Origin of the sequence: Rhodoferax sp., assembly GCF_023700745.1 — a bacterium.
Classification (GTDB): domain Bacteria; phylum Pseudomonadota; class Gammaproteobacteria; order Burkholderiales; family Burkholderiaceae_C; genus Rhodoferax.
On sequence record NZ_JAMPYG010000002.1, the window covers coordinates 285,083 to 305,562 of the forward strand.

Below are 20,480 nucleotides of genomic sequence, written 5' to 3' on the forward strand. Positions count from 1 at the left end.
AAACCTATTGCGTGACGACACAGAAAACGCTGCAGGGGGAATGTTCAACCAGGGCGCCAGAGATGGACCCGCTCCACCATCGGGCCCAACCCTCGACGTGTTTGTGGCCGACCACGATCAGGTCGGCATTGACTTTGCGTGCGAACCTGGTGATCTCCTGGACCGCCTCACCTGCGAGCAGTTCACCGGTGGCGGCATAGCCCGCCTGCTCCAGACGCTGCAGTCCGTCGGCAAGGATTTTCTGGTATTCGGTTTTGTTCCTTTGATCAAGATCCGGAACGGGAAAACCGCCTTCCATGGTGATCAGATTGACGTTGTAGGGCATGACCGCTACAAGCCAAAGTACGGCATCATTCCACTGGGCAAGGTCCTTGCAATCGAGCAGGGCTTGCTGTCCAGAGCTGGAGCCGTCATACGCCAATACGATAGTTTTGTACATTGCCAATCCTCAGTTGCGTGGTGAATGAGCGCTGTCACGGGCATGCCGATTGTGAATCGTTTCAGTGTACCGGAGTCTTCCAATTTTTCAAGTAGACCAGCATGAAAACCATCATGATGCTAGCCGCCCAAAGGTACATGGTGGCAAATCCCTGTGATTGCGCTATTTGCCCCAGTGCGATCAAGCAGACGATATAGCCGAGATCAATGGCCGACATGAAGAGCCCGTTGGCAGCCGGCTTTCGGTGCGGGGGGCAACGGTTCACCGCCCAGGTTTGCAGCGAGGGTTGAACAGCACCATAGCCCAGCCCAAACAGCAGGGAAGAAACGACCAGCAAGGGGACCGAGCGGGTCTGTGACAACGCGATGAGCCCAAGCAGCATGGCGGCACTGCCAGGCAGGATAATGGCCGCATGGCTTTTTGCATCGAACAGGCGCCCGACCCCGAGGCCATGCGCGTTGCCATGGACAGGATGGAGAAGGCACCGATGACAAGACTGGTCTGGAATACGGTGCCACCGATCCCGGCAACATAAGCCGGAAGTGTGGCCGGCAACATGTAATGCCCAGACAGAGCAGCAGGTTGCTTGAAATCAAGCCAAGGAAGTTCTTGGACCACAGCCCTTTTGCTGGAGCAGCCTGCATCTTGCCAGGGCAGGGAAGCGAGGCCCGCTAGCCTGTGTAGCCTGCCAGCCGCGGCAGGAACAGTACCAGGTCGGGCATCAAGGTGACCACCGCAAGGGTTCCCAGCATGACTCCGAGAAATGGCAGGACCTCGCGCACCAATTCCATCAGCGACACGTCGGCAATTTTGGTCATCATGAACAACAGCAGGCCGTAGGGCGGGGTCACCAGTCCGATCATGATGTTGAGAATCGCCACCACACCGAAGTGCACCGGGTCGATACCGAGCGCCGTCGCCGTTGGCAGCAGCACCGGCAGGATCACCAGGATGATGGTGGAGCCCTCCAGGAAACAACCCAGCACCAACAGGATCAGATTGACCATCAGCATGAAACCCAGCGGCGACAAATCGAAGGTCTTGAGCATCACGCTGAGCGAAGCTGGAATGTTTTCGGCCGTGATCACGTAGTTGAAAACCAGGGCCCCTGCGATCAGCATGCCGATGGAAATACTGGTGCGCGCGCTGCTGATCAAGGCGTTGTACATGTCTTTCCAGCCGATGCTGCGGTAAAGCACCACCGAAATCAGCAGGGCATAGGCTGCCGCCAGGCCTGCGGCTTCGGTCGGCGTGGTGATGCCGCTGTAGAGGCACCCGAGCAGGATGACCGGCAACATCAGCGCCGGAAACGCCTCGCGCGTGATGCGCGGCATTTCCCGCAGCGGCACCTTGGCTTCGACCGGGTAATGCCTGCGTTTGGACAGGAAATAAATCAGCCCCATCTGCACGGCACCCAGCAGCAAGCCAGGCAGTACGCCGGCAATGAACAGGTAACCAATGGAAGCGCCGGAGACCAGGGCATAGAGCACCATCGGGATCGACGGCGGAAGAATGGGGCCGATGACCGCCGATACAGCGGTCAGCGCCGCGGCGAAGCCCTTGGTGTACTTGCCATCGCGGGTCATCATGGCCAGCATCAGCTTGCCCGAACCGGCGGCGTCGGCCAAGGCCGAGCCGGACATGCTGGCAAACACAATGCTCTGCAACACGTTGACCTGTGCCAGGCCACCAGGGAAGCGCCCGACAATGGCATTGCAAAAGCGCAACAGGCGGTCCAGGATGCTGCCGGTGCTCATGATGGTGGCGGCCAGGATGAACAGCGGGATCGCCAGCAGCAGAAAACTGGAGTAGGTGCCATTGAGCAACTGCTCGGCCGCAGTGCCCATGTCCATGCCCTTGAGATACAGGTACAGCACCGAACCACCGATCATCGCCTGACCAACGGGCACACCGATCAGGCTGAGGGCGATGATGGCCGCCAGGGCCAACGAAAAGGGACTGGTGAAATTCATCGTGGGGCGGTGGTTTGAATAGCGTCGATGCCAGCGGGGTCTTTACCCAGCAGGAGCTGGCCCAGGTTCCAGAGATTGCGGGCGATCACGGCCACCGAAAAGATGATGTAGATCGAAAACAGAACGTCAAAGCGGGTGTTCAGGTAGGAACTTTTTTCCACCTTCATGAAGCTGACGTAATCGTACGCTGCAGGCAGCGACATACCGAACAGGACAACAATACTGGCGGAGCCGACGATGCCCATCACGATCCGCGCTCGCCTGCCGGCGTGTGCTGACAGGAAGTCGATCCGGATCTCCTCTTCGTCCTTGAGCACAAAGGCCGCCCCCCAGAGCACCAACCAGAGCCAGGCGACCACAGACAGTTCAGCCGTCCAGCCCACGGGCCAGTTGAAGAGGTAGCGCAGCGCGATCTGGACAATGAAGGCGACGAAGATGATGGCGAGCAAGCCGGCGGCAACCACCTCGGCAAACCTGTGCAGGGAGGACAGGAGGGTTTTGAGCATCAGACGCAGGAGCCCCAGTAAATAGCTATGGGTTGGTACGAAAAACTGCTGCGCCGGGCTTGGGGTCACCGACGCAGCGGCCCGGCTTATTTCATGGCATTGATCTTGTCGAGCATGCCGGCCGGCCATTGCTTGGCTTCGTCCGATGCCATATAAACCTTCTGGGCGTAATCCCGGAACGCATTGGTATTGGGCGCATAAACGTCAAGCCCCTGGCGGCGGAAGCCCTCGGCCAGCTCCGCTTCGCGCTTGAGGTGCTCGGCCGTGCTCCAGGCGATGGCCTTGTCGGCGGCGGCCTGAAAGGCCTTTTGTGTGGCCGGCGACATGCTGTTCCAGGTTTTCATGTTGACGACGAGCAGGTCGTAGCCCACCAGGTGGGAGGTCAGCACAATCTGTGACATCACCTCGTAGAACTTCATGTTCTGCACGTTGGGCAAAGGATTGTCCTGGCCGTCGATGGCGCCGGTCTGCAGGCCGGTGTAGGTTTCAGCGTAGGCCATGGGGGTCGGATTTGCACCGATCGAGCGCCCCAGCAGTTGCCAGGAATCGCCGGGCGGCATGCGCAGCTTGACGCCAGCCAGGTCAGCAGGCACGTTGATCTTTTTCTTGGTCTTGAGGCCGACCTGGCGGGTGCCGAAGAAAGTCGGACCCAGGATTTTTACTTTCAGCTGTTCAGCCACCATGTTCTTCATCTGCGCACCCAGGTCGCTCGCGAAGAAATTGGTCAGGTGGTTGGCATCACGGAACAGGTAAGCGGACGTGAGCAGCGACCAGGCCGGGATCTGTTTGGAAATATCCTGCGGCCCGACGTTGCCCATCTCAAGGTTGTCCCTCTGCAGCGCAACGAGTTCCGTACCCTGCTTGAACATGGTCGAGTTGAGGAACATATCGATCTTGAAAGATGACTCAAGCTCTTTGGCGAACATCTTCATCATGTCGGCACGGATGTCCTTGTCCGAAAACACGGCGGCAAAGCGCAGGGTGGGTTGCGCCTGTGCCCAGGCCGGCATCACAGCGGCAGCAGCGAGTGAGGCGCCAGCACACAGGGCAGAACGGCGATTGACGTGGAAGTTCATGGTGATGGTCTCCTTCTTCTGGGTGGTTGAAAAACGCTTGAAAGCCTGAAAACAGTATCGATTTAAATTGTTGTAAGCACAAGTGGCATTTTTATCATGGAGCATTAGTCCCTGTTTACCGTTAGCCATTGTCTTCATCGGCCCCTTCCAGACTCAGGCGCTGCGGTACTTGCCGGCCGCAACGCCGCACACAAACAAGAAGGTCTAACTCATGCGCGCCTTTTGTTATTTGCTTCAAGTCTCGGGCGTACTCGACACCACTCAAGGGGCCGGGTGTACTCACGGAGCATTCGATCCGGTCCCTGAGCCGATTCGACTCATCAAAGCGATAAACACAGCCCTCCAGCGATCGAAAGAGCCGGCCCTTGCGAACCTGTTGAACCGTCACTTTGATCGTATGCATCGATTCAGTCTGGCCAAGGAACACCCCACCGTGCAGATAAACCTTGAACTCGTTATGGTCACGACTGGAGCCGAGGTAATGTGGCGTATCGAACTCGCCGAATGCACTGCCACTGACCACCACCGAGGCCAGGGTGATCGATTTGGCAATGCTCCAGGAGCCCTTCAAACGAAACTCTTTCACTTTGGGCTTAGGCCTGCGCAACTGTGAGCTTGTAACTGCTGGCTGAACTACCATCCGGCGACACGACATCAATCGTGATCACGGTACCGGCCGCAACAGCCACGGAGGTGCCCGAGCCCTGAGACACCGCTGTCCCATTGACCTTCATGGAGCTGATATTGTTCGACATGGCGGTTGGCTTGATCAGGATACTGTTCGTCCCGATTGGGACGTTGATGGTGTATGCATAAGTCCATGGATCGAACTTATTTGATAGCTTGTTGGCGACGCCATTGGCTGGCGCCGCCCAATACACATCAACGCCAACCAGAGTTCCGCCTGCGATCTCAATGTTGCTCAGGACCGAATACTTCTTGTATCCATCGGCCGTGTTGTAGTCTATGGTCGCGCCGCATGGAAAGTTGGTGGTAGGAGTTGTGAAATAGTCGACCGGTTTATCCAGACCGCTTCCCAGTGAATTACCAACAGCCATCCAGTTCTTATCCCGCCACATGTCACCAACCATGCTCATGCGCGAGTTCCTGGTGGTCGGGCTGGTCGGGTTGCCCAAGCGGCCGCCGCGGATCGACGGTGCACTTGCAGCATCACCACGATCGATGAGCTGCTGGAAGCATTTGACGAAGTTATTAACCCCCTCCATGCCCACAGGCACTTCCTGGTGTGCGTTGGTCAACTCGGTGATCTGGCCGCTCACACTGCGCTTCATGTAATTCGCGATCAATTGTTGGGTCAGGGAAAGAAACAGGTCAACTTTGACACCGTTGTATTGGGTGGTGTCCGCCGTGTACGCTCGGTTACAGCCGAAATTATCAGATCCGAACACCCAACCCGTCTGATTGACGATGGCAGTCACGAGTCCGTTTGTATGACCGGGTTGAATGAATGCCGTGACTTGAACGTTGCCCAAGTCGAACTGGAATCCGTCATCGATCGCCACGGCCAACGCACCGGCCGACTGGAAATCTGCACGGGACGATGCGGAGATGGCAGCTTTCTCGATGGCCGAAGCATACAACTTGATGCCCGCCGAGGTGAAGTTGTAGATTTGTTCTGCGTGGTCCGGATGGTTGTGACCGACGACGATGTCGTATGGCTTGGTCGCGATCGTGTCAATGAAAGTCTTCAGGTTGGCCTTCTGATAGCCGTATTCACCTGCGTCGAAGACGAGGCCACGTGCGCTCCCCTCGATGTAAAAGACGAAGGCCTGAAAATATTCCGCCGGGTTGTTGATCTTCCAAACCGTAGGCGACGTATCGGTGGCGGCATGAACCAGCTTCGCCTGGAAAGCACCTGTTCGAGGTCGAACAATGTTCCATGTGAAGGTCTGGACGGCGCTGGTCACTAGCCCGCTTTTCTTCGCAACAGTCTTCAATCGGTAGAGACGGAAGTCAGTGGTAGAGGTGAGCGGATTGACAAACTGGAGCACACCGTGATCCTCGAAGTTGTATTCGATACCGGAGGTCACTGGATCGGCGGGCTCGGTCCCATCAAAGGTGTACGTGTAATAAATCTTGGCGCCTGGCGTTGGTGTGGTGATCGTGACGTACCGACGGGGAGCTGTCGTGCCTGATTTACACATCACCTGAGGCGGCGCGACCAACTGACTGGTGATATTGTCAAAGATGGCCTTGGCTTCACCTGCCGTCAGCGCTGCAGCGGGGGCGAACTGTGTGGCACTGCTGCCCTTCATGTAACCAGCAGCAACCAACGCGTTGACGTTGGCCCTGCGGCTTGTGGTGACTTCCCCTACGTCAGTGAACGACGACAGCGCATTCGTGCTGGATGCAGGAATCTTGAACGCCTTGGCATAGATTTCTGCCGCTTCCTCGCGCGTCACCTGTTGCTCAGGATAGAAGTAACCGAGCACATTGCTGACGATGGACTCTTCAAGTGCCGTTTCAATTTCCTTTGCATTGGGGGTGACACCAAACTTCACGTCGACAAAGGTGGGCTGCGGCAGTTTGTACGGGTCGTTGTACTCCGACGAATGCACCCAGTCGAAATATTTTGAGATGGATGCAACGAAGCTAGCACGTGTCATGGTCGCTGCATCTGGATTTGGTTGGGGCACATCGTCTCCACCGCCGCAACCTGTAACAACCGTAGCGGTGGCTGCCGAGGCCATCAAAGCGGGAAGGCCCAGCATTTGGCCAAATAGTCTGCGTGACAACTTTTCCTGCTGGATCTCGGTATCTTTTAAAAGCGTCGTAGCGGCGCTGGCAGTCATCGTTTTATCGGTCATGGTCGGTGCTCCTGGTTTGCGTTATAAAAATCGTCGAAGTGCTTGCAATGCAGTCAGTGATTTACCATTGGATTTAGTGTACGAACTAGTGAGTGAGAAAAATCTAGGGTTAAACCCTAATGACGAAATGAGATCAAGAGACACGTGGTGTGGGGGTAAGCAACTCAACACCAGCAGTAGCTCTTTCCTGGGGATAATCAGACTGATCAGAATGACTTCATCGCCCATGAGTAAATCCGTTACCGCGCAAGCCAGCCATCAGACTTTGCATCAAAGTACGGAGAGCGCCGCCAAGGGGGGTGTGGCATCCGGCAATGTCCGTGATTCCGCCAAAACGCTGCAGAACATTCTGGAAGTTGCTGCCCGTGAATTTGAGAGCAAGGGTTACAACGGTGCGCGCATCGACGCCATTGCTGAAGCCACACGCACCAGCAAGCGGATGATTTATTACCACTTCGAAGGCAAAGAGGGGCTGTATATCGCCGTTCTGGAAGCTGCCTATCGCCGGATCCGCGAACTTGAGCCTTCACTCCATCTGGAAGACCTGGACCCCGTCAATGCACTTCGGGAGTTGACCGGGTTCACCTACGACTACCATCTGCAAAACCCCGGATTTGTAAGATTGGTCATGACAGAAAACATCCACAATGGCGCTTTCCTGGCACGCTCCAAAGTGATTCAGACCGTCAACAACCCGGCCATTGAAATGATTGCCAGAGTCTATGAACAGGGCGTCGCGTCGGGCGTTTTCCGCGCGGGACTCAGGCCGATCGACCTGCATTTCCTGATCAGCGCACAGTCGTTTTACAACGTGTCCAATCGAAGAACCTTTGCTTTGATATTCAAGCAGGACTTCGAATCACCCGAAGCCATCGCTTTGCGACGCGCCAACATCATTGAGAGCGTGATACGGATGGTGCTGAAGTGAGTTGAGCCCAGGATACCGGCCATCGGTGCCCGGATCGGACATGCATGGCTGGATGACTTGCACCGTGGCTCTTTATTTAGCTTCCGACGATGGAAGGTAGCCTTCGCTCCAGGCGGCAATCACATTGGCGGCATACACCGCGTCTTCTTTGCGCATCAACAGATGGTCCGCATCATTGAGTGAAATAAAACTCTTGGGATGCTTGGCGGCCTTGAAGATGTGCATGGCATTGTCGATGCTCACGGTGGCATCCAGTGGTGCGTGCATCACCAAAAGCGCGCGCCTGAGTTTGCCGATTTTGTCAGTCAATGTGTGCTCTCGGGCGTCCAGCAAAAACTGGCGTTTGATCTTGAAAGGCCGTCCGGCAAGTTGCACATCCGCTTCGCCACTCTCCTCGATCTCGGACAGCTGGTCACCAAACAGTGCCCTGACGTGCGAAGGATCACTGGGCGCACCCAGGGTTGCAACGGCCAGGACTTCGGGAATACGGGAAGCGGCAGCCAGCACGGCGGCCCCACCCAAACTGTGACCAATCAAAATCTTTGGGGCCTGATAAGCCTCGCGCAGATGGTCGGCAGCCGCCACCAGGTCGTCCAGGTTGGAAGAAAAATTGGTGTTGGCAAATTCGCCTTCGCTGTTGCCCAGTCCGGTAAAGTCAAAGCGGAGCACCGCAATGCCGTGTTCTGTCAAAGCTTGTGAAATTCGCCGGGCCGCAAAAATGTCTTTGCCGCAGGTGAAGCAGTGTGCAAACAGGGCAAATGCGCGGACCTCGCCATCGGGCATGTCGAGTCGGGCGGCCAGCTTCTGTTGGTCGACGCCCAGGAAGTCCGTGCGCAACGCTTTCATGGATTGACCTGGTGGGCATCGGCATGGATCACCGTGGTGGTGATTTCGGTTGTGACCGTGGTCATGAGTTTGTGCACCGGGCACTTCTCGGCGACTGCGGACAGCTCCTGCATCTGAGCCTCGGTCAGATTGCCTTGGATGACCAACTTGGTATGAAGGCGATAAAGCCCCTGACGCTCCTGGCTGTTGTCATGGGTCACTTCGGTTACGACATCATCGACGGCCAGCCCCTTCTTGCGGGCATACCAAAGCAGCGTCAATGCCTTGCAGGCGCCAAGGGCGGCGTCATAGAGGTCATGCGGACTGGGACCAGCGTCATCGCCGCCTTCAGCCAGACTTGCGTCGGCAACCACATGATGGTCACGAACATACAGGTCCTGGGCGAATGTAGACCCTGCTTTACGGTTGAGTTTGATGGACATTGGAGATTCCTATGGGGATTTCAAGCCTTGGCCAATGGAGAATTTGAATTGAGTGACGTAGCAAATTCAATCGCAATGAAACGCGGCGCAGCAATGTGTCTGCCACCCGTCCTGCCGCCATGCCTCAAGTGGGTATCTTGTCATTGCGGACTTCGCCTTTGCGCGGGTAAGGGAATCACGAGGCACGCTTTTGACCAAGGCCACGCAGATCGACACCAGATCAGGCTCGGTCAACACGATATCGTCCGGTGGAGTCTTTGAGGTCTGCTGGCAGCCCAGGGTGGTGGCATTTCAAGGGGGTGGCGAAGTTGCGAACATGCGCAAGCAACTGCGTGACATATTGATCGTCGATAGCCAGACACGCCAATTGCGTCGCCAGTTGTTCGAGGTATTCCTGATTACTCCCGATGAAACCCGACGCCCTCGCGATCACCGCAGCCGTTTCGTCAAGCGCCTGCGCGCCAACATAGTTGATACTGGAACGATTGGAAGTAAAAGCCAATGCAGTGATGTTGCCCTGGGGTGTGGCCATCGGCAGCATGGCCGGGACGTAACTGCCCTGGATCATCTCGCGCCGCCAGAGAATGGCCAATTCGTCTTCGAGCTGGTCTGCCACGACCCGAAAGGCCAACCCGCTACAACAGCCAGCTTGATTTTCCAGCGACAGCACCAGCGCCGGGAACTCGACAGTGCCGCGGCCAAGATCGACTTTCAGCGAGAAGCAGCGTTGATGGCCGTCAAGCTTGGCCATGCGGACTTCTGCAAAGTGAAAGCCCGGATTCCACATCAGGGAGCCATAAGAAAACACCCATAAATCCTGCCTGGGTGCGATGCCGGCCAGAAAGGCATGCATCGACGCCTCCAGTTCCTGATTGGAAAGTCGCCAGTTGTTTGGGCGTCCCAGGCTGCGGGCACGCTGATCCCAGACCGCAAGAACTTCAGCTGTGGTGCGCAGCTCAGAATCGCAGGGCGCAGTCACCTTGCCCCGAAGATGGGGAAGGTGAGCAAAGGCGTCCGGCTTCATGTTCATGTCCTCGGGTCAAAACTCAATTAGGCTTTGCGAGCGGGCAGGAAGAAGGCGACGAACAACAAACGTGCGGCCAAGGCCAAGCTGCTTTGAATTGATTTGGACATGATGGAATTCTCTGGAAGATTAAACAATTGAATGAAGTAGTTGACGGTTGTTGTGGCTTAACTGCCGTAATTCTGGTTGAGCGTGAATTCGCCCGAGCGTTGCGCGTGAACCAACTCCGACAGCACTTGTTCGCGAGTCTTCCCTTGGACAACGGCTTTGGCCGGGTACAGGTCGGGGCGCAGCTCGTTGAGTTTCTTGCCGGTGTCGCCACTTGCATAAATGTCGCCGGTACGCTGGGCTTCAACCAACTCGGCGCGAACCTGATTGCGCGTCTTGCCAGAGGTGGTTGTTGTGGTGGCGGTGTTAAAGTCTGTCACCTTATATTCAGCGTTCGCATAGCCTGCGGCAAGGGTAGACAGGGTGATGAGGATGGCAGCGTAAGAAGTTTTCATGGTTCAAATCCTTTAACAATTGATGCGTGAATCCGGTTGGCATGGGCCTTTCCCGGCAACATCGCGTGGCGTTTAAGTTGGCGTCGCGTCGATGGGATGAACTGTAAAGTTTCTAAATCAATAGATAAATAACCAATACGTCACTAAATAATTTCTGATTCAGCAATAATAAAGTGATTCAACCCACATGCAAAGTCCTGCTGCGACCAGAGATCGTCACTCACTGCGACGATTCAGAACCTATCTGTAAATAATGTTTATGTCGGGCTTGACTTTTCACAGCGCCATGATTGATACGGCCACGTGGCTCAATGCCATGAAGCTGCGATCAAGCTTCTCGTATCGCACCAGCAGCTTGCGACATCGGTTGAGGCAACAAAAAACCCGCAACGCTGGGGAAACGTGCGGGTCTTGAGAGGATTTGATACTGTCTGAAACGACTAATTGGTGCCCGGGGCCGGAATCGAACCGGCACTCCTTTCGGAGGGGGATTTTGAGTCCCCTGCGTCTACCAATTTCACCACCCGGGCGACGCTTTGAGGCCCGAATTATGGCACAGTGCAGGGTATGAAATATCCAACCATCGAAGATTTGATCGGCAAGACCCCCCTGGTGCGCCTGCAGCGCATTGGGGCAACTGAAAATGCGGCTCACGGCAATGTCATTCTTGGCAAGCTGGAGGGCAACAACCCGGCGGGCTCGGTCAAGGACCGCGCTGCCATGTCGATGATCCGGCGCGCTGAGGAGCGCGGTGAGATCAAGCCAGATGACACCTTGATCGAGGCCACCTCGGGCAACACCGGCATCGCCCTGGCCATGGCAGCAGCCATCAAGGGCTACCGCATGGTGTTGATCATGCCCGAGGACCTGTCGATTGAGCGTGCGCAAACCATGAAAGCGTTTGGCGCCGAGCTGATCCTGACACCCAAAAGCGGCGGCATGGAATACTCGCGCGACCTGGCTGATCAGATGGCGCGCGAAGGCAAAGGCCGCGTACTGGACCAGTTCGCCAACCAGGATAATCCGCGCATCCATGTGGAAACCACCGGCCCTGAAATCTGGGCCGACACCAAGGGCAAGATCACCCACTTTGTCAGCGCCATGGGCACCACCGGCACCATCACCGGGGTCTCGCAGTACCTCAAGAAAAAGAACCCGGCCATCAAAATCATCGGCGTGCAGCCCACCGAGGGCTCTCGCATTCCGGGCATTCGCAAGTGGCCGCAAGCCTATTTGCCCAAAATTTATGACCCCACCCATATTGATGAGATGCTCTACGTGAGCCAGGAAGACGCTGAGGAAATGTGCCGCCAGCTGGCCCGCGAAGAAGGCATTTTTGCTGGCATTTCAGCCGCCGGAGCGTGCTGGGTGGCCAGGGAAATTGCCAAGCGTGAAAAACATGCGACCATCGTCTTCATCGTCTGCGACCGCGGTGACCGTTATCTGTCGACCGGGGTCTTTCCGGCTTGATGCCGGGCGCTTACACCATTCCAGGAACCCAACATGCACATCGACAAAGAAATTGACACCCACGGACTGAACTGCCCCCTGCCCATCCTGAAAGCGAAGAAGGCGCTGGCCGAGCTGGAAAGCGGGCAGACCCTCAAGGTAGTGGCGACCGATGCGGGCTCCCTCCGCGACTTCCAGGCCTTTGCCAAACAGACCGGCAACGAGTTGCTGGAACAACAGACGGTGGGCGCCGAGTTCATCCATGTGTTGCGCCGTCGTTGACTTGGCATGATGTGGGTGCCGGGATTCGCAAGCTGTTAATTCCCCCTACTTGAATTGATGGATTACCAAAAATTTGGCATTCTTGATAAGATATATTTAAAATAAACCTATAGGAGGCTTTATGACTTCAATCACATTGACGCAAGCGGCTGCCAGGCAAATCCGCTCGCAAATTGCCAGGCACGGCAGTGGTATCGGGCTACGCGTGGGTCTCAAACCAGTAGGTTGCTCGGGCTATGCCTACACCTATGCATTGGCCGACGACGTGCGCGACGACGAGCTGCGCATTGAGAGCCATGACGTCACCTTGCTGATTGCCAAGCGCGACCTGCCAAGTCTTGATGGCGCGCGCCTTGACTTCGTCACCGAAGGACTCCGGCAGAGCTTCCAGGTCGACAACCCCAACGTTGGGAACACCTGCGGTTGCGGTGAAAGCTTCAGCCTGAAGCAGGGTGCCGGCAAGGGAGTTGCAGGATGAGCGCCGTTTTGCAAAACCTGGTGAACCAGCCGTACAAGCACGGGTTTGTCACCGACATCGCGTCCGACGTGGCTGCCAAGGGTTTGAGCGAAGACACCATCCGGTTGATTTCGGCCAAGAAGAACGAACCCGAGTGGCTGCTTGAGTTTCGCCTGAAGGCATTCCGCCACTGGCTGACAATGACAGATCCGCAATGGGCCAGGGTCAAGCACCCGCCGATCGATTTCCAGGCGATCAGCTACTACGCGGCGCCCAAGCCCAAGGCCAAGCTGAAAAGCATGGACGAGGTCGATCCCGAACTGCTGCGCACCTTCGAAAAACTCGGCGTGCCGATGCACGAGCGCGCGGCGCTGGCGGGTGTGGCGGTGGATGTGATTTTTGACAGCGTCTCGGTGACCACCACCTACAAGGCCAAGCTGGCCGAGGTCGGCATCATTTTCGGGTCGATTTCCGAGGCGGTGCAAAACCACCCCGAGTTGGTCAGGCAATACCTCGGCAGCGTGGTGCCGGCGGGTGACAACTATTACGCCGCACTCAATTCGGCGGTGTTCACCGACGGCTCGTTCTGTTTCATCCCCAAGGGCGTCAAATGCCCGATGGACCTGTCCACCTACTTCCGCATCAACACCCAGGATACCGGCCAATTCGAGCGCACCCTGATCGTCGCCGAGGAAGGCGCCTCGGTGTCCTACCTCGAAGGCTGCACCGCGCCCCAGTTTGACACCAACCAGCTGCACGCAGCCGTGGTTGAACTGGTGGCGCTGGACAACGCCGACATCAAATATTCAACGGTGCAGAACTGGTACGCAGGCGACGAAAACGGCGTCGGCGGCATCTACAACTTTGTCACCAAGCGCGGCATGTGCCGGGGTGTCAACTCGCGCATTTCCTGGACCCAGGTCGAAACCGGTTCGGCCATCACCTGGAAATACCCGTCGTGCATCCTGCTGGGCGACAACTCGGTGGGCGAGTTTTATTCGGTGGCGGTGACCAACCACCACCAGCAGGCCGACACCGGCACCAAGATGATCCACATCGGCAAAAACACCCGCAGCACCATTGTCAGCAAGGGCATTTCGGCGGGCCGATCGAGCAACAGCTACCGCGGCCTGGTCAAGGTGATGCCCGGCGCCACCGGCGCACGCAACTATTCGCAGTGCGACTCGATGCTGGTGGGCGACAAGTGCAGCGCCAACACCTTTCCCTACATCCAGGTGCGCAACCCCGGCGCCCAGGTTGAGCACGAAGCGTCCACCTCAAAGATTGGCGAAGACCAGATGTTTTATTTCGCGCAGCGCGGCATCGGTGCCGAGGAAGCCGTCTCGATGATCATCAATGGTTTTTGCAAGGACGTGTTTCGCCAGTTGCCGATGGAGTTCGCGGTCGAAGCCACCAAATTGCTTGGGTTCAAACTTGAAGGGAGCGTAGGATGATTGTTCAAAATAGCCAGACCCTGTTGGAGATACGCGGCCTGTGCGCCAGCGTTAACGGGACCGAAATTCTCCAGGGCCTGGACTTTACCGTCAAGCGCGGCGAAGTCCACGCCATCATGGGGCCGAACGGCTCGGGCAAGAGCACTTTCGCCAAGGTGCTGGCAGGCCACACGGCCTACCAAGTGACGGCCGGCGAGGTGCTGTTTGAAGGCAGGAACCTGCTGGAACTTGCCCCCGAAATGCGCGCCCGCGCCGGTGTCTTTCTGGCGTTTCAGTACCCGATCGAAATCCCCGGCGTCGGCAACAGCCAGTTTTTGCGTCTCGCCTACAACACGGTGCAGGCCGAGCGCGGCCAGGAGGAACTGGATCCGCTGGAGTTTGATGATTTGGTGCGCGAAAAAATGAAGCTGCTGGAGATGAGCCCGGAGTTTCTGCAACGCAGTGTCAACGAAGGCTTTTCCGGCGGCGAGAAAAAGCGCAACGAGATCTTGCAAATGGCGTTGCTCGAACCCAGCCTGGCGATTCTCGATGAAACCGACTCGGGCCTGGACATCGACGCGCTGCGCGTGGTGTCGCAAGGCGTCAATCACCTCGCCAGCAAGGACAACGCCATGGTGCTGGTCACGCACTACCAGCGCCTGCTGAACTACATCGTTCCCGACTACGTACATGTGATGAGCGCAGGACGCATCATCCGCACCGGCGGCAAGGAGCTTGCGCTCGAACTGGAAGAACGCGGTTACGACTGGATCGAAGCCGAGGCTGCGGGGACGGTGTCATGAACGCCAGCACAGCCACAGTGTCTGAGCGCGGGGTGTTGGACAGCCTGCTTGCAGCCCTGGCCCTGCCGCCAGACAAGTCGGCACCAACGCAGCCGCCATGGCTGAAAAGGCTGCGCGCCCAGGCGCTGGAGCGCGTGAACGCACTCACCTTGCCCAGCACGCACGACGAGGCCTGGCGCTTCACCCCGCTGGCGACCTTTGCCAGCCAGTCGTTTCAGCCGCTGCGCACGCCTACCACTCTGCAGCCGCAAGACATCAAGCATCTGGATATCGAAGAGGCGGCGACGCGGCTGGTTTTTGTCGATGGCGTGCATGCGCCGCAGCTCTCCAGCCTCAGCCGGGATGACGGGCTGTTCATGGGCACCATGACCTCCCTGCTGGCCACGCAAACGCCGGCCATTGCGCAACATCTAGGCCAGCACCTTGCATTCCAGGACGCCTTGTTCGCGGCACTCAACACCGCATTTTTAAGGGATGCGGCCGCCCTCATCGTGCCGCCCGACACCGCACTGGCCAAGCCCGTGCATGTGCTTTTCATTTCAACGCAGCCAGAAGTCGCCAGCCACCCACGCCTGTTGTTGGTGGTCGGCGCCGGCAGCAAGCTGACTCTGGTTGAAGACTACGTGGCCTTGCACAAGGGCACGTATTTAACCAACGCGGTAGCCGAACTGGCCCTGGGAGCGAGCGCTCAACTGGACCATGTCCGCCTCCAGCGCGAGAGCCTGCAGGCCTTTCACATGGCCAGTTGCAGCGTGTCGCTGGGCGCCGCCAGTCATTACCACTCGGCCAGCATCGCCCTGGGCGGGCAGATTTCCAGACTCGACATGACGGTGCGGCAGACCGCCGAGTCGGCCGAGTGCAGGCTTGATGGCCTGGCGCTGATCGGCGGCGAGCAGTTGGCCGACACCCACACCTTCATCGACCACGCGAAGCCGCACGGCGTCAGCCGCCAATTGCATAAGTGCATCGTGGGCGGCGCCGCGCACGCGGTGTTCAACGGCCAGGTGATGGTGCGGCCCGGCGCGCAGAAAACCGATTCTGCGCAATCCAGCCGCAACCTGCTGCTCTCCAGCAAAGCCGTGGTCGATACCCAGCCGCAACTCGAAATCTTTGCCGACGACGTCAAATGCACGCACGGTGCCACCGTGGGCCAGCTTGACAGCGATGAAGTTTTTTACCTGCAAAGCCGCGGTCTGTCAGAGTCCGTGGCGCGCAATCTGCTGACCTACGCTTTTGGCGCAGAGGTCATCAACCGGATTCCGGTCGCGTCGCTGCGGCGGCAACTTGAGCAGACCGTGCTCGAACAAACCACAGGCCAGCCATGAATACCCCGTTCACATCATCCACATCCAGTACACCCCCCGTTCTGGACGTGGCACGGATTCGCGCTGATTTCCCGATCCTCCAGCTCACGGTGGCGGGCAAGCCGCTGGTGTATCTGGACAACGCGGCATCAAGCCAGATGCCGCTACCGGTGATGGACCGGCTGCGGCGCTACCAGACCAGCGAGCACGCCAACATTCACCGCGCGGTGCATTACCTGTCAGAAACGGCGACTGCCGCTTACGAGGCTGCGCGCATCACGCTGCAGCGCTTCATCAATGCGCGCGAAGCACGCGAGGTGATCTTTACCAGCGGCACCACCGAGGGCATCAACCTGGTGGTGCATGGCTGGGGCCGCCAGAACATCAAGGCGGGTGACGAGATCATTTTGACCGTGCTGGAGCACCACTCCAACATCGTGCCGTGGCAAATGCTCGCGCTTGAGAAAGGCGCCGTGATTCGCGTGGTGCCGATGAACGACGCGGGAGAACTTTTGCTTGATAACTATGAGGCGCTGTTCAACGAACGCACCCGCCTGGTGAGCGTCGGCCACGTCTCGAATGCGCTGGGCAGCATCAATCCGGTGAAAAAAATGATCGCGTTGGCGCATGCCCACGGCGTGCCGGTGCTGGTCGATGGCGCGCAAGCCGCGCCGCACTTGGCGCTGGATGTGCAGGATCTGGATTGTGATTTTTATGCCTTCTCGGGCCACAAGCTGTGCGGCCCGACCGGCATCGGTGTTTTGTACGGCCGCGCCGCGCTGTTAGAGGCGATGCAGCCCTTCAAGGGCGGCGGCGACATGATCCATACCGTCACTTTCGAGCAGACCACTTACGCACCGATTCCGAACAAGTTCGAGGCCGGCACGCCGCCGATTGCCGCGGCCATTGGTCTGGGCGCCGCAGTGGATTACCTCTGCCGCATTGGCATGCCGGTCATTGCAGCGCACGAGCATGCGCTACTACGCTACGCCACCGAACACTTGAGTGCGCTGCCCGGCGTGCGGCTCCTGGGCACCGCCCGGGACAAGGCGGCGGTGCTGTCATTCGTGCTTGCCGGCATCCATCCGCATGACGTGGGCACCTTGCTCAACCAGGAGGGCGTCGCGGTGCGCACCGGCCACCACTGCGCCCAGCCCTTGATGCGGCGACTGGGCGTGGCGGCTACCTCACGCGCCTCGTTTGCGTTCTACAACACGCTGGCCGATGTGGACGCGCTGGTGGCAGGTATTCGCAGCGTGCAAAAGGTATTCGCATGAGCGCAGATCCCAAAGCCCTCTACCAGGAAGTCATCCTGGACCACAACCGCAAGCCGCGCAACTATGGCGAACTGGCACACCCCAGCCACCATGCCGAAGGCGTCAATCCGCTGTGCGGCGACCACATTCACATTGCGTTGGACCTCAAGGACGACACCGTTGAACACATCGTTTTCCAGGGCGAATCGTGTGCCATTTGCAAGGCGTCGGCGTCGATGATGACGGTGGCGGTCAAGGGCAGGAGCGCACTGGAGGCCAAGACACTGATGCACGAATTTGTCGAGATGGCCACCGGCCGCCTCGACGCCAAGGACGCGCCCCACATCGGCCGGCTGGCGGTTTTTTCCGGCATCAGTGCATTGCCCATGCGCGTCAAATGTGCCATTTTGCCGTGGCACACAATGCAGGCCGCATTCAACGCCGAGCCCAGCGTATCAACCGAGGCTGAAGCCGACCCGATGCACGCGCCGCTCGGCGATGCCTGATGCGGCGCACCACGGAAGCAACAAGCCTGGCTTTACCCACAGGAACGCACCATGCCCAAAATCGTTGACATCGATGAAACACCCAATCCGAACGCGCGGAAGTTCCTCTTGCGCGAACCCCTGACCTGGGGTATCGCCCATTCGTATGAAAACGCTGAACAGGCCCAGGGCGATGCACTCGCCAGCGCACTGTTCGCCATCCCGCATGTGAGCAACGTTTTTTACATTGACAGCTGGCTCACCGTGACCCAGGACGGCCAGGCTGACTGGGAGCAGTTATTGCGCGAAATTGCCGTCCCCTTGCGGGCCGCACCCGCCGCCGGCGCGCAATCGGCTGCCGCGGTTTTTGCAGCACGGGCCAGCGTGGCCGACCTGAGCGCGGAAGACCGCCAGCGCCTTGACGACATCGAACTGGTGCTGGATCTTGAAATCCGGCCCTACCTGCAAGGTGACGGCGGTGACCTGCATGTGCTTGGCCTTTCCGGCAACCAGCTCATCGTGCATTACCAGGGCGCCTGCGGCACCTGTCCGAGTTCCATCTCCGGCACGCTCCAGGGCATCGAGAACCGACTGCGCACACTGGAACCCGACCTCGAAGTCATTGCGGCCTGAGGTTGATGCGCATGAACCCTCTTTGCCATTTCCGGACTCTGAACGACGGAGTTAGCCCATGCGCCTGACCGTCATGAGCGATTACGCGATGCGTCTTCTGATGTACGTCGCCCAGCATCCCGGGCGCCTGTGCACCATTTCGGAGGTGGCACGTGCCTACGCGATTTCGGAGGCGCATCTGATGAAGATCACGCATCAACTGGCCCTGGCTGGGTGGCTTGAGACCGTGCGTGGCAAGGGCGGCGGCATGCGGCTGGCAACCCGTCCTGACCATGTCAATCTGGGGGCTGTCGTGCGCAGCATTGAGCCGGATTTCGCCATCGTCGAATGTCTTTCCGGCAACACCGTATGCCAGCTCAGCAACACCTGCCAGTTGACTGGCATCATGAACGGTGCACTGCAAAGTTTCATGAGTTATCTCAACCGTTACACGCTGGCCGACCTGTTGACCCAGGGCATGGGCGGCGAAACAGCACAAACCGTGTCGTTTCATCAACGCCCGGCCGTCGCGCCAAGCGGACGTCCTGCCATCACATAGCCACAACAACCCAACCTCAACCCATCTGACATGATCCAAAAATTGATTGATTTCCCCACCGCCAAAAGCGGTCTCAAAGCTGTCTTGCTCGAAGGCATTCACCCTTCGGCAGTGGCATCGCTGCAAGAAGCAGGCTATACCCGTATTGTCACCCATGCCCAGGCGCTCTCTGGCGTCCAACTTCAGGAAGCCATTGGCGACGCCCATTTGCTGGGTATCCGTTCACGCACCCAGTTGACGGCCAACGTGCTGCAGCAGGCGCAGCAACTGGCCGCCATTGGCTGCTTTTGCATTGGCACCAACCAGGTGGATTTGAAAGCAGCGCTGCGCCTGGGCATTCCTGTCTTCAACGCACCGTTTTCCAATACCCGCAGCGTGGCCGAGCTTGTGCTGGCACAAATCATCATGCTGATGCGCGGGATTCCTGAAAAAAATGCCATCCTGCACCGTGGTGGCTGGGTCAAGAGTGCGGCACATTCTTATGAGGTGCGAGGCAAGACACTGGGCATCATTGGTTATGGTCACATTGGCACCCAGATTGGTGTACTGGCCGAGCAGCTGGGCATGCGTGTGCTGTTTTTTGACATCGAGGCCAAGCTGCCTTTGGGCAATGCGCTGGCAATGCCCAGCCTTGACGCCTTGCTCAATGCCGCCGACGTGGTCAGCCTGCATGTGCCGCAGACACCGCAGACCGCCAACATGATCGCGGCCGCGCAGCTGGCCGCCATGAAGCCGGGCAGTCACTTGATCAATGCATCACGTGGCAGTGTGGTTGATATTGACGCGCTGACTGCAACGCTTGAGCGTGGCCATTTGCACGGCGCGGCGATTGACGTCTTCCCGGTCGAACCGCACGGCAACGATGGCCTGTTCACTTCACCGCTGACGCGTTTCGACAATGTGATCCTGACGCCTCACATTGGCGGTTCAACACTCGAAGCGCAGATCAACATCGGCACGGAGGTGGCGGCCAAGCTGATTCGCTATAGTGACAACGGCTCGACCACTTCCGCCGTCAACTTCCCGGAAGTCGCGTTGCCTGCGCATACCGGGCGCAGCCGACTGCTGCACATCCACCGCAATGTGCCCGGCGTGCTGGCACACGTCAATGAACGACTGTCGGCCGCAGGCATCAACATCGTCGCCCAGTACCTCAGCACCCATGAGGAAATCGGTTACGTGGTGATCGACGTGGATTGCACCGCCAGCCAGGCGGCCATGGACGAGCTGTGTGCCGTGCCCGAAACCATCCGCTGCCGCATTTTGTATTGAAACGGGAAACGCCAACAATTCAG

The 20,480-nt window shown here is 58.1% G+C and carries 24 protein-coding genes, 1 tRNA gene and 1 pseudogene; 13 read left to right on the plus strand and 13 right to left on the minus strand.

The features are described from left to right. Positions 1–4: 4 nt before the first annotated feature. Together NDJ10_RS03430 and NDJ10_RS03435 are read right to left on the minus strand one after the other, a co-directional pair. A complete protein-coding gene (locus tag NDJ10_RS03430) occupies positions 5–439 on the minus strand; it encodes a universal stress protein (protein WP_296159723.1) in 435 nt (144 codons plus the stop codon). A gap of 61 nt (positions 440–500) precedes the next feature. After that, positions 501–821 (minus strand): MFS transporter, encoded by a 321-nt coding sequence (locus NDJ10_RS03435; RefSeq protein WP_296159724.1) that lies wholly within the window; start codon positions 819–821, stop codon positions 501–503. A 30-nt stretch (positions 822–851) separates the two neighbouring features. Here NDJ10_RS03435 and NDJ10_RS03440 point away from each other — a divergent pair, with 30 nt between their 5' ends. Beyond that, positions 852–974 (plus strand): hypothetical protein, encoded by a 123-nt coding sequence (locus NDJ10_RS03440; protein WP_296159725.1) that lies wholly within the window; start codon positions 852–854, stop codon positions 972–974. 136 nt (positions 975–1,110) lie between these two features. Here the strand turns inward: NDJ10_RS03440 and NDJ10_RS03445 are convergent, their stop codons facing one another. The 5 genes from NDJ10_RS03445 to NDJ10_RS03465 form a co-directional block, all read right to left on the minus strand. Then, the gene (locus tag NDJ10_RS03445; RefSeq protein WP_296159726.1) at positions 1,111–2,412 is read right to left on the minus strand and encodes a TRAP transporter large permease; all 1,302 of its coding nucleotides are present in this window, start codon (positions 2,410–2,412) and stop codon (positions 1,111–1,113) included. Beyond that, positions 2,409–2,918 (minus strand): TRAP transporter small permease subunit, encoded by a 510-nt coding sequence (locus NDJ10_RS03450; RefSeq protein WP_296159727.1) that lies wholly within the window; start codon positions 2,916–2,918, stop codon positions 2,409–2,411. The genes NDJ10_RS03445 and NDJ10_RS03450 overlap by 4 nt, the downstream gene beginning before the upstream one ends. Before the next feature lie 86 nt (positions 2,919–3,004). Further along, entirely contained in the window at positions 3,005–3,994 is a 990-nt protein-coding gene (gene dctP / locus NDJ10_RS03455) for a TRAP transporter substrate-binding protein DctP (protein ID WP_296159729.1), read from the minus strand. A 121-nt stretch (positions 3,995–4,115) separates the two neighbouring features. After that, entirely contained in the window at positions 4,116–4,580 is a 465-nt protein-coding gene (locus NDJ10_RS03460) for a hypothetical protein (protein ID WP_296159730.1), read from the minus strand. A gap of 7 nt (positions 4,581–4,587) precedes the next feature. Continuing rightward, positions 4,588–6,822, minus strand: coding sequence for a cadherin-like beta sandwich domain-containing protein (locus NDJ10_RS03465; RefSeq protein ID WP_296159731.1), 2,235 nt, complete (start codon positions 6,820–6,822; stop codon positions 4,588–4,590). Positions 6,823–7,048: 226 nt separating this feature from the next. Here NDJ10_RS03465 and NDJ10_RS03470 point away from each other — a divergent pair, with 226 nt between their 5' ends. Continuing rightward, positions 7,049–7,750 (plus strand): TetR/AcrR family transcriptional regulator, encoded by a 702-nt coding sequence (locus NDJ10_RS03470; RefSeq protein WP_296159732.1) that lies wholly within the window; start codon positions 7,049–7,051, stop codon positions 7,748–7,750. 72 nt (positions 7,751–7,822) lie between these two features. On the opposite strand, the gene NDJ10_RS03475 is transcribed toward NDJ10_RS03470, so the two are convergent. The 6 genes and pseudogenes from NDJ10_RS03475 to NDJ10_RS03500 all read right to left on the minus strand — a co-directional run bounded on the left by NDJ10_RS03475 (position 7,823) and on the right by NDJ10_RS03500 (position 11,075). Further along, positions 7,823–8,596 (minus strand): alpha/beta hydrolase, encoded by a 774-nt coding sequence (locus tag NDJ10_RS03475; protein WP_296159733.1) that lies wholly within the window; start codon positions 8,594–8,596, stop codon positions 7,823–7,825. Then, entirely contained in the window at positions 8,593–9,018 is a 426-nt protein-coding gene (locus tag NDJ10_RS03480; protein WP_296159734.1) for an OsmC family protein, read from the minus strand. Before NDJ10_RS03480 ends, NDJ10_RS03475 begins: the two co-directional genes overlap by 4 nt. A 220-nt stretch (positions 9,019–9,238) precedes the next feature. Further along, positions 9,239–10,042, minus strand: a complete 804-nt coding sequence (locus NDJ10_RS03485) for a gamma-glutamylcyclotransferase (protein ID WP_296159735.1) — start codon at positions 10,040–10,042, stop codon at positions 9,239–9,241. A gap of 167 nt (positions 10,043–10,209) precedes the next feature. Continuing rightward, the gene (locus tag NDJ10_RS03490) at positions 10,210–10,545 is read right to left on the minus strand and encodes a DUF4148 domain-containing protein (protein WP_296159736.1); all 336 of its coding nucleotides are present in this window, start codon (positions 10,543–10,545) and stop codon (positions 10,210–10,212) included. Positions 10,546–10,821: 276 nt separating this feature from the next. Then, positions 10,822–10,914, minus strand: a pseudogene (locus NDJ10_RS03495) (IS5/IS1182 family transposase); the annotation flags it as partial. A gap of 76 nt (positions 10,915–10,990) precedes the next feature. After that, positions 10,991–11,075: transfer RNA gene (locus tag NDJ10_RS03500), tRNA-Leu, on the minus strand. A gap of 37 nt (positions 11,076–11,112) precedes the next feature. On the opposite strand from NDJ10_RS03500, the gene cysM reads away from it, so the two are divergent. From cysM to serA, 11 genes are all read left to right on the plus strand, one after another. After that, positions 11,113–12,015 (plus strand): cysteine synthase CysM, encoded by a 903-nt coding sequence (cysM, locus tag NDJ10_RS03505; RefSeq protein WP_296159737.1) that lies wholly within the window; start codon positions 11,113–11,115, stop codon positions 12,013–12,015. 33 nt (positions 12,016–12,048) lie between these two features. Beyond that, positions 12,049–12,276, plus strand: coding sequence for a sulfurtransferase TusA family protein (locus NDJ10_RS03510; RefSeq protein ID WP_296159739.1), 228 nt, complete (start codon positions 12,049–12,051; stop codon positions 12,274–12,276). A 121-nt stretch (positions 12,277–12,397) separates the two neighbouring features. Continuing rightward, entirely contained in the window at positions 12,398–12,754 is a 357-nt protein-coding gene (locus tag NDJ10_RS03515; RefSeq protein WP_296159740.1) for an iron-sulfur cluster assembly accessory protein, read from the plus strand. Continuing rightward, entirely contained in the window at positions 12,751–14,187 is a 1,437-nt protein-coding gene (sufB, locus tag NDJ10_RS03520; RefSeq protein ID WP_296159741.1) for a Fe-S cluster assembly protein SufB, read from the plus strand. Before NDJ10_RS03515 ends, sufB begins: the two co-directional genes overlap by 4 nt. Continuing rightward, a complete protein-coding gene (gene sufC, locus NDJ10_RS03525) occupies positions 14,184–14,969 on the plus strand; it encodes a Fe-S cluster assembly ATPase SufC (protein ID WP_363318684.1) in 786 nt (261 codons plus the stop codon). Before sufB ends, sufC begins: the two co-directional genes overlap by 4 nt. Continuing rightward, the gene (sufD, locus tag NDJ10_RS03530) at positions 14,966–16,294 is read left to right on the plus strand and encodes a Fe-S cluster assembly protein SufD (protein ID WP_296159742.1); all 1,329 of its coding nucleotides are present in this window, start codon (positions 14,966–14,968) and stop codon (positions 16,292–16,294) included. The genes sufC and sufD overlap by 4 nt, the downstream gene beginning before the upstream one ends. Then, a complete protein-coding gene (locus NDJ10_RS03535; protein ID WP_296159743.1) occupies positions 16,291–17,550 on the plus strand; it encodes a cysteine desulfurase in 1,260 nt (419 codons plus the stop codon). The genes sufD and NDJ10_RS03535 overlap by 4 nt, the downstream gene beginning before the upstream one ends. Next, on the plus strand, positions 17,547–18,035 hold the full coding sequence (gene sufU / locus NDJ10_RS03540; protein ID WP_296159744.1) for a Fe-S cluster assembly sulfur transfer protein SufU: 489 nt from the start codon (positions 17,547–17,549) through the stop codon (positions 18,033–18,035). The genes NDJ10_RS03535 and sufU overlap by 4 nt, the downstream gene beginning before the upstream one ends. Before the next feature lie 51 nt (positions 18,036–18,086). Then, positions 18,087–18,647 carry a NifU family protein gene (locus NDJ10_RS03545; RefSeq protein WP_296159745.1) on the plus strand — a complete coding sequence of 187 codons (561 nt, stop codon included), beginning with the start codon at positions 18,087–18,089 and terminating at the stop codon, positions 18,645–18,647. Between the two features lie 58 nt (positions 18,648–18,705). After that, positions 18,706–19,185 carry an Rrf2 family transcriptional regulator gene (locus tag NDJ10_RS03550; RefSeq protein WP_296159746.1) on the plus strand — a complete coding sequence of 160 codons (480 nt, stop codon included), beginning with the start codon at positions 18,706–18,708 and terminating at the stop codon, positions 19,183–19,185. 30 nt (positions 19,186–19,215) lie between these two features. Next, the gene (serA, locus tag NDJ10_RS03555; protein WP_296159747.1) at positions 19,216–20,457 is read left to right on the plus strand and encodes a phosphoglycerate dehydrogenase; all 1,242 of its coding nucleotides are present in this window, start codon (positions 19,216–19,218) and stop codon (positions 20,455–20,457) included. Positions 20,458–20,480: the final 23 nt, after the last annotated feature.

Bases quoted from the DNA above. Each gene is read 5' to 3' on its own strand.
- NDJ10_RS03535 (WP_296159743.1), top strand. From the start codon at position 16,291: ATGAATACCCCGTTCACATCATCCACATCCAGTACACCCCCCGTTCTG.
- NDJ10_RS03545 (WP_296159745.1), top strand. From the start codon at position 18,087: ATGCCCAAAATCGTTGACATCGATGAAACACCCAATCCGAACGCGCGG.
- NDJ10_RS03550 (WP_296159746.1), top strand. From the start codon at position 18,706: ATGCGCCTGACCGTCATGAGCGATTACGCGATGCGTCTTCTGATGTAC.
- NDJ10_RS03465 (WP_296159731.1), bottom strand. From the start codon at position 6,822: ATGACCGATAAAACGATGACTGCCAGCGCCGCTACGACGCTTTTAAAA.
- NDJ10_RS03450 (WP_296159727.1), bottom strand. From the start codon at position 2,918: ATGCTCAAAACCCTCCTGTCCTCCCTGCACAGGTTTGCCGAGGTGGTT.
- NDJ10_RS03430 (WP_296159723.1), bottom strand. From the start codon at position 439: ATGTACAAAACTATCGTATTGGCGTATGACGGCTCCAGCTCTGGACAG.
- serA (WP_296159747.1), top strand. From the start codon at position 19,216: ATGATCCAAAAATTGATTGATTTCCCCACCGCCAAAAGCGGTCTCAAA.
- NDJ10_RS03435 (WP_296159724.1), bottom strand. From the start codon at position 821: ATGCTGCTTGGGCTCATCGCGTTGTCACAGACCCGCTCGGTCCCCTTG.
- NDJ10_RS03470 (WP_296159732.1), top strand. From the start codon at position 7,049: ATGAGTAAATCCGTTACCGCGCAAGCCAGCCATCAGACTTTGCATCAA.
- cysM (WP_296159737.1), top strand. From the start codon at position 11,113: ATGAAATATCCAACCATCGAAGATTTGATCGGCAAGACCCCCCTGGTG.
- NDJ10_RS03440 (WP_296159725.1), top strand. From the start codon at position 852: ATGGCTTTTTGCATCGAACAGGCGCCCGACCCCGAGGCCATGCGCGTT.
- sufC (WP_363318684.1), top strand. From the start codon at position 14,184: ATGATTGTTCAAAATAGCCAGACCCTGTTGGAGATACGCGGCCTGTGC.
- NDJ10_RS03515 (WP_296159740.1), top strand. From the start codon at position 12,398: ATGACTTCAATCACATTGACGCAAGCGGCTGCCAGGCAAATCCGCTCG.
- sufU (WP_296159744.1), top strand. From the start codon at position 17,547: ATGAGCGCAGATCCCAAAGCCCTCTACCAGGAAGTCATCCTGGACCAC.
- NDJ10_RS03485 (WP_296159735.1), bottom strand. From the start codon at position 10,042: ATGAAGCCGGACGCCTTTGCTCACCTTCCCCATCTTCGGGGCAAGGTG.
- sufB (WP_296159741.1), top strand. From the start codon at position 12,751: ATGAGCGCCGTTTTGCAAAACCTGGTGAACCAGCCGTACAAGCACGGG.
- sufD (WP_296159742.1), top strand. From the start codon at position 14,966: ATGAACGCCAGCACAGCCACAGTGTCTGAGCGCGGGGTGTTGGACAGC.
- NDJ10_RS03510 (WP_296159739.1), top strand. From the start codon at position 12,049: ATGCACATCGACAAAGAAATTGACACCCACGGACTGAACTGCCCCCTG.
- NDJ10_RS03490 (WP_296159736.1), bottom strand. From the start codon at position 10,545: ATGAAAACTTCTTACGCTGCCATCCTCATCACCCTGTCTACCCTTGCC.
- NDJ10_RS03475 (WP_296159733.1), bottom strand. From the start codon at position 8,596: ATGAAAGCGTTGCGCACGGACTTCCTGGGCGTCGACCAACAGAAGCTG.
- dctP (WP_296159729.1), bottom strand. From the start codon at position 3,994: ATGAACTTCCACGTCAATCGCCGTTCTGCCCTGTGTGCTGGCGCCTCA.
- NDJ10_RS03445 (WP_296159726.1), bottom strand. From the start codon at position 2,412: ATGAATTTCACCAGTCCCTTTTCGTTGGCCCTGGCGGCCATCATCGCC.
- NDJ10_RS03480 (WP_296159734.1), bottom strand. From the start codon at position 9,018: ATGTCCATCAAACTCAACCGTAAAGCAGGGTCTACATTCGCCCAGGAC.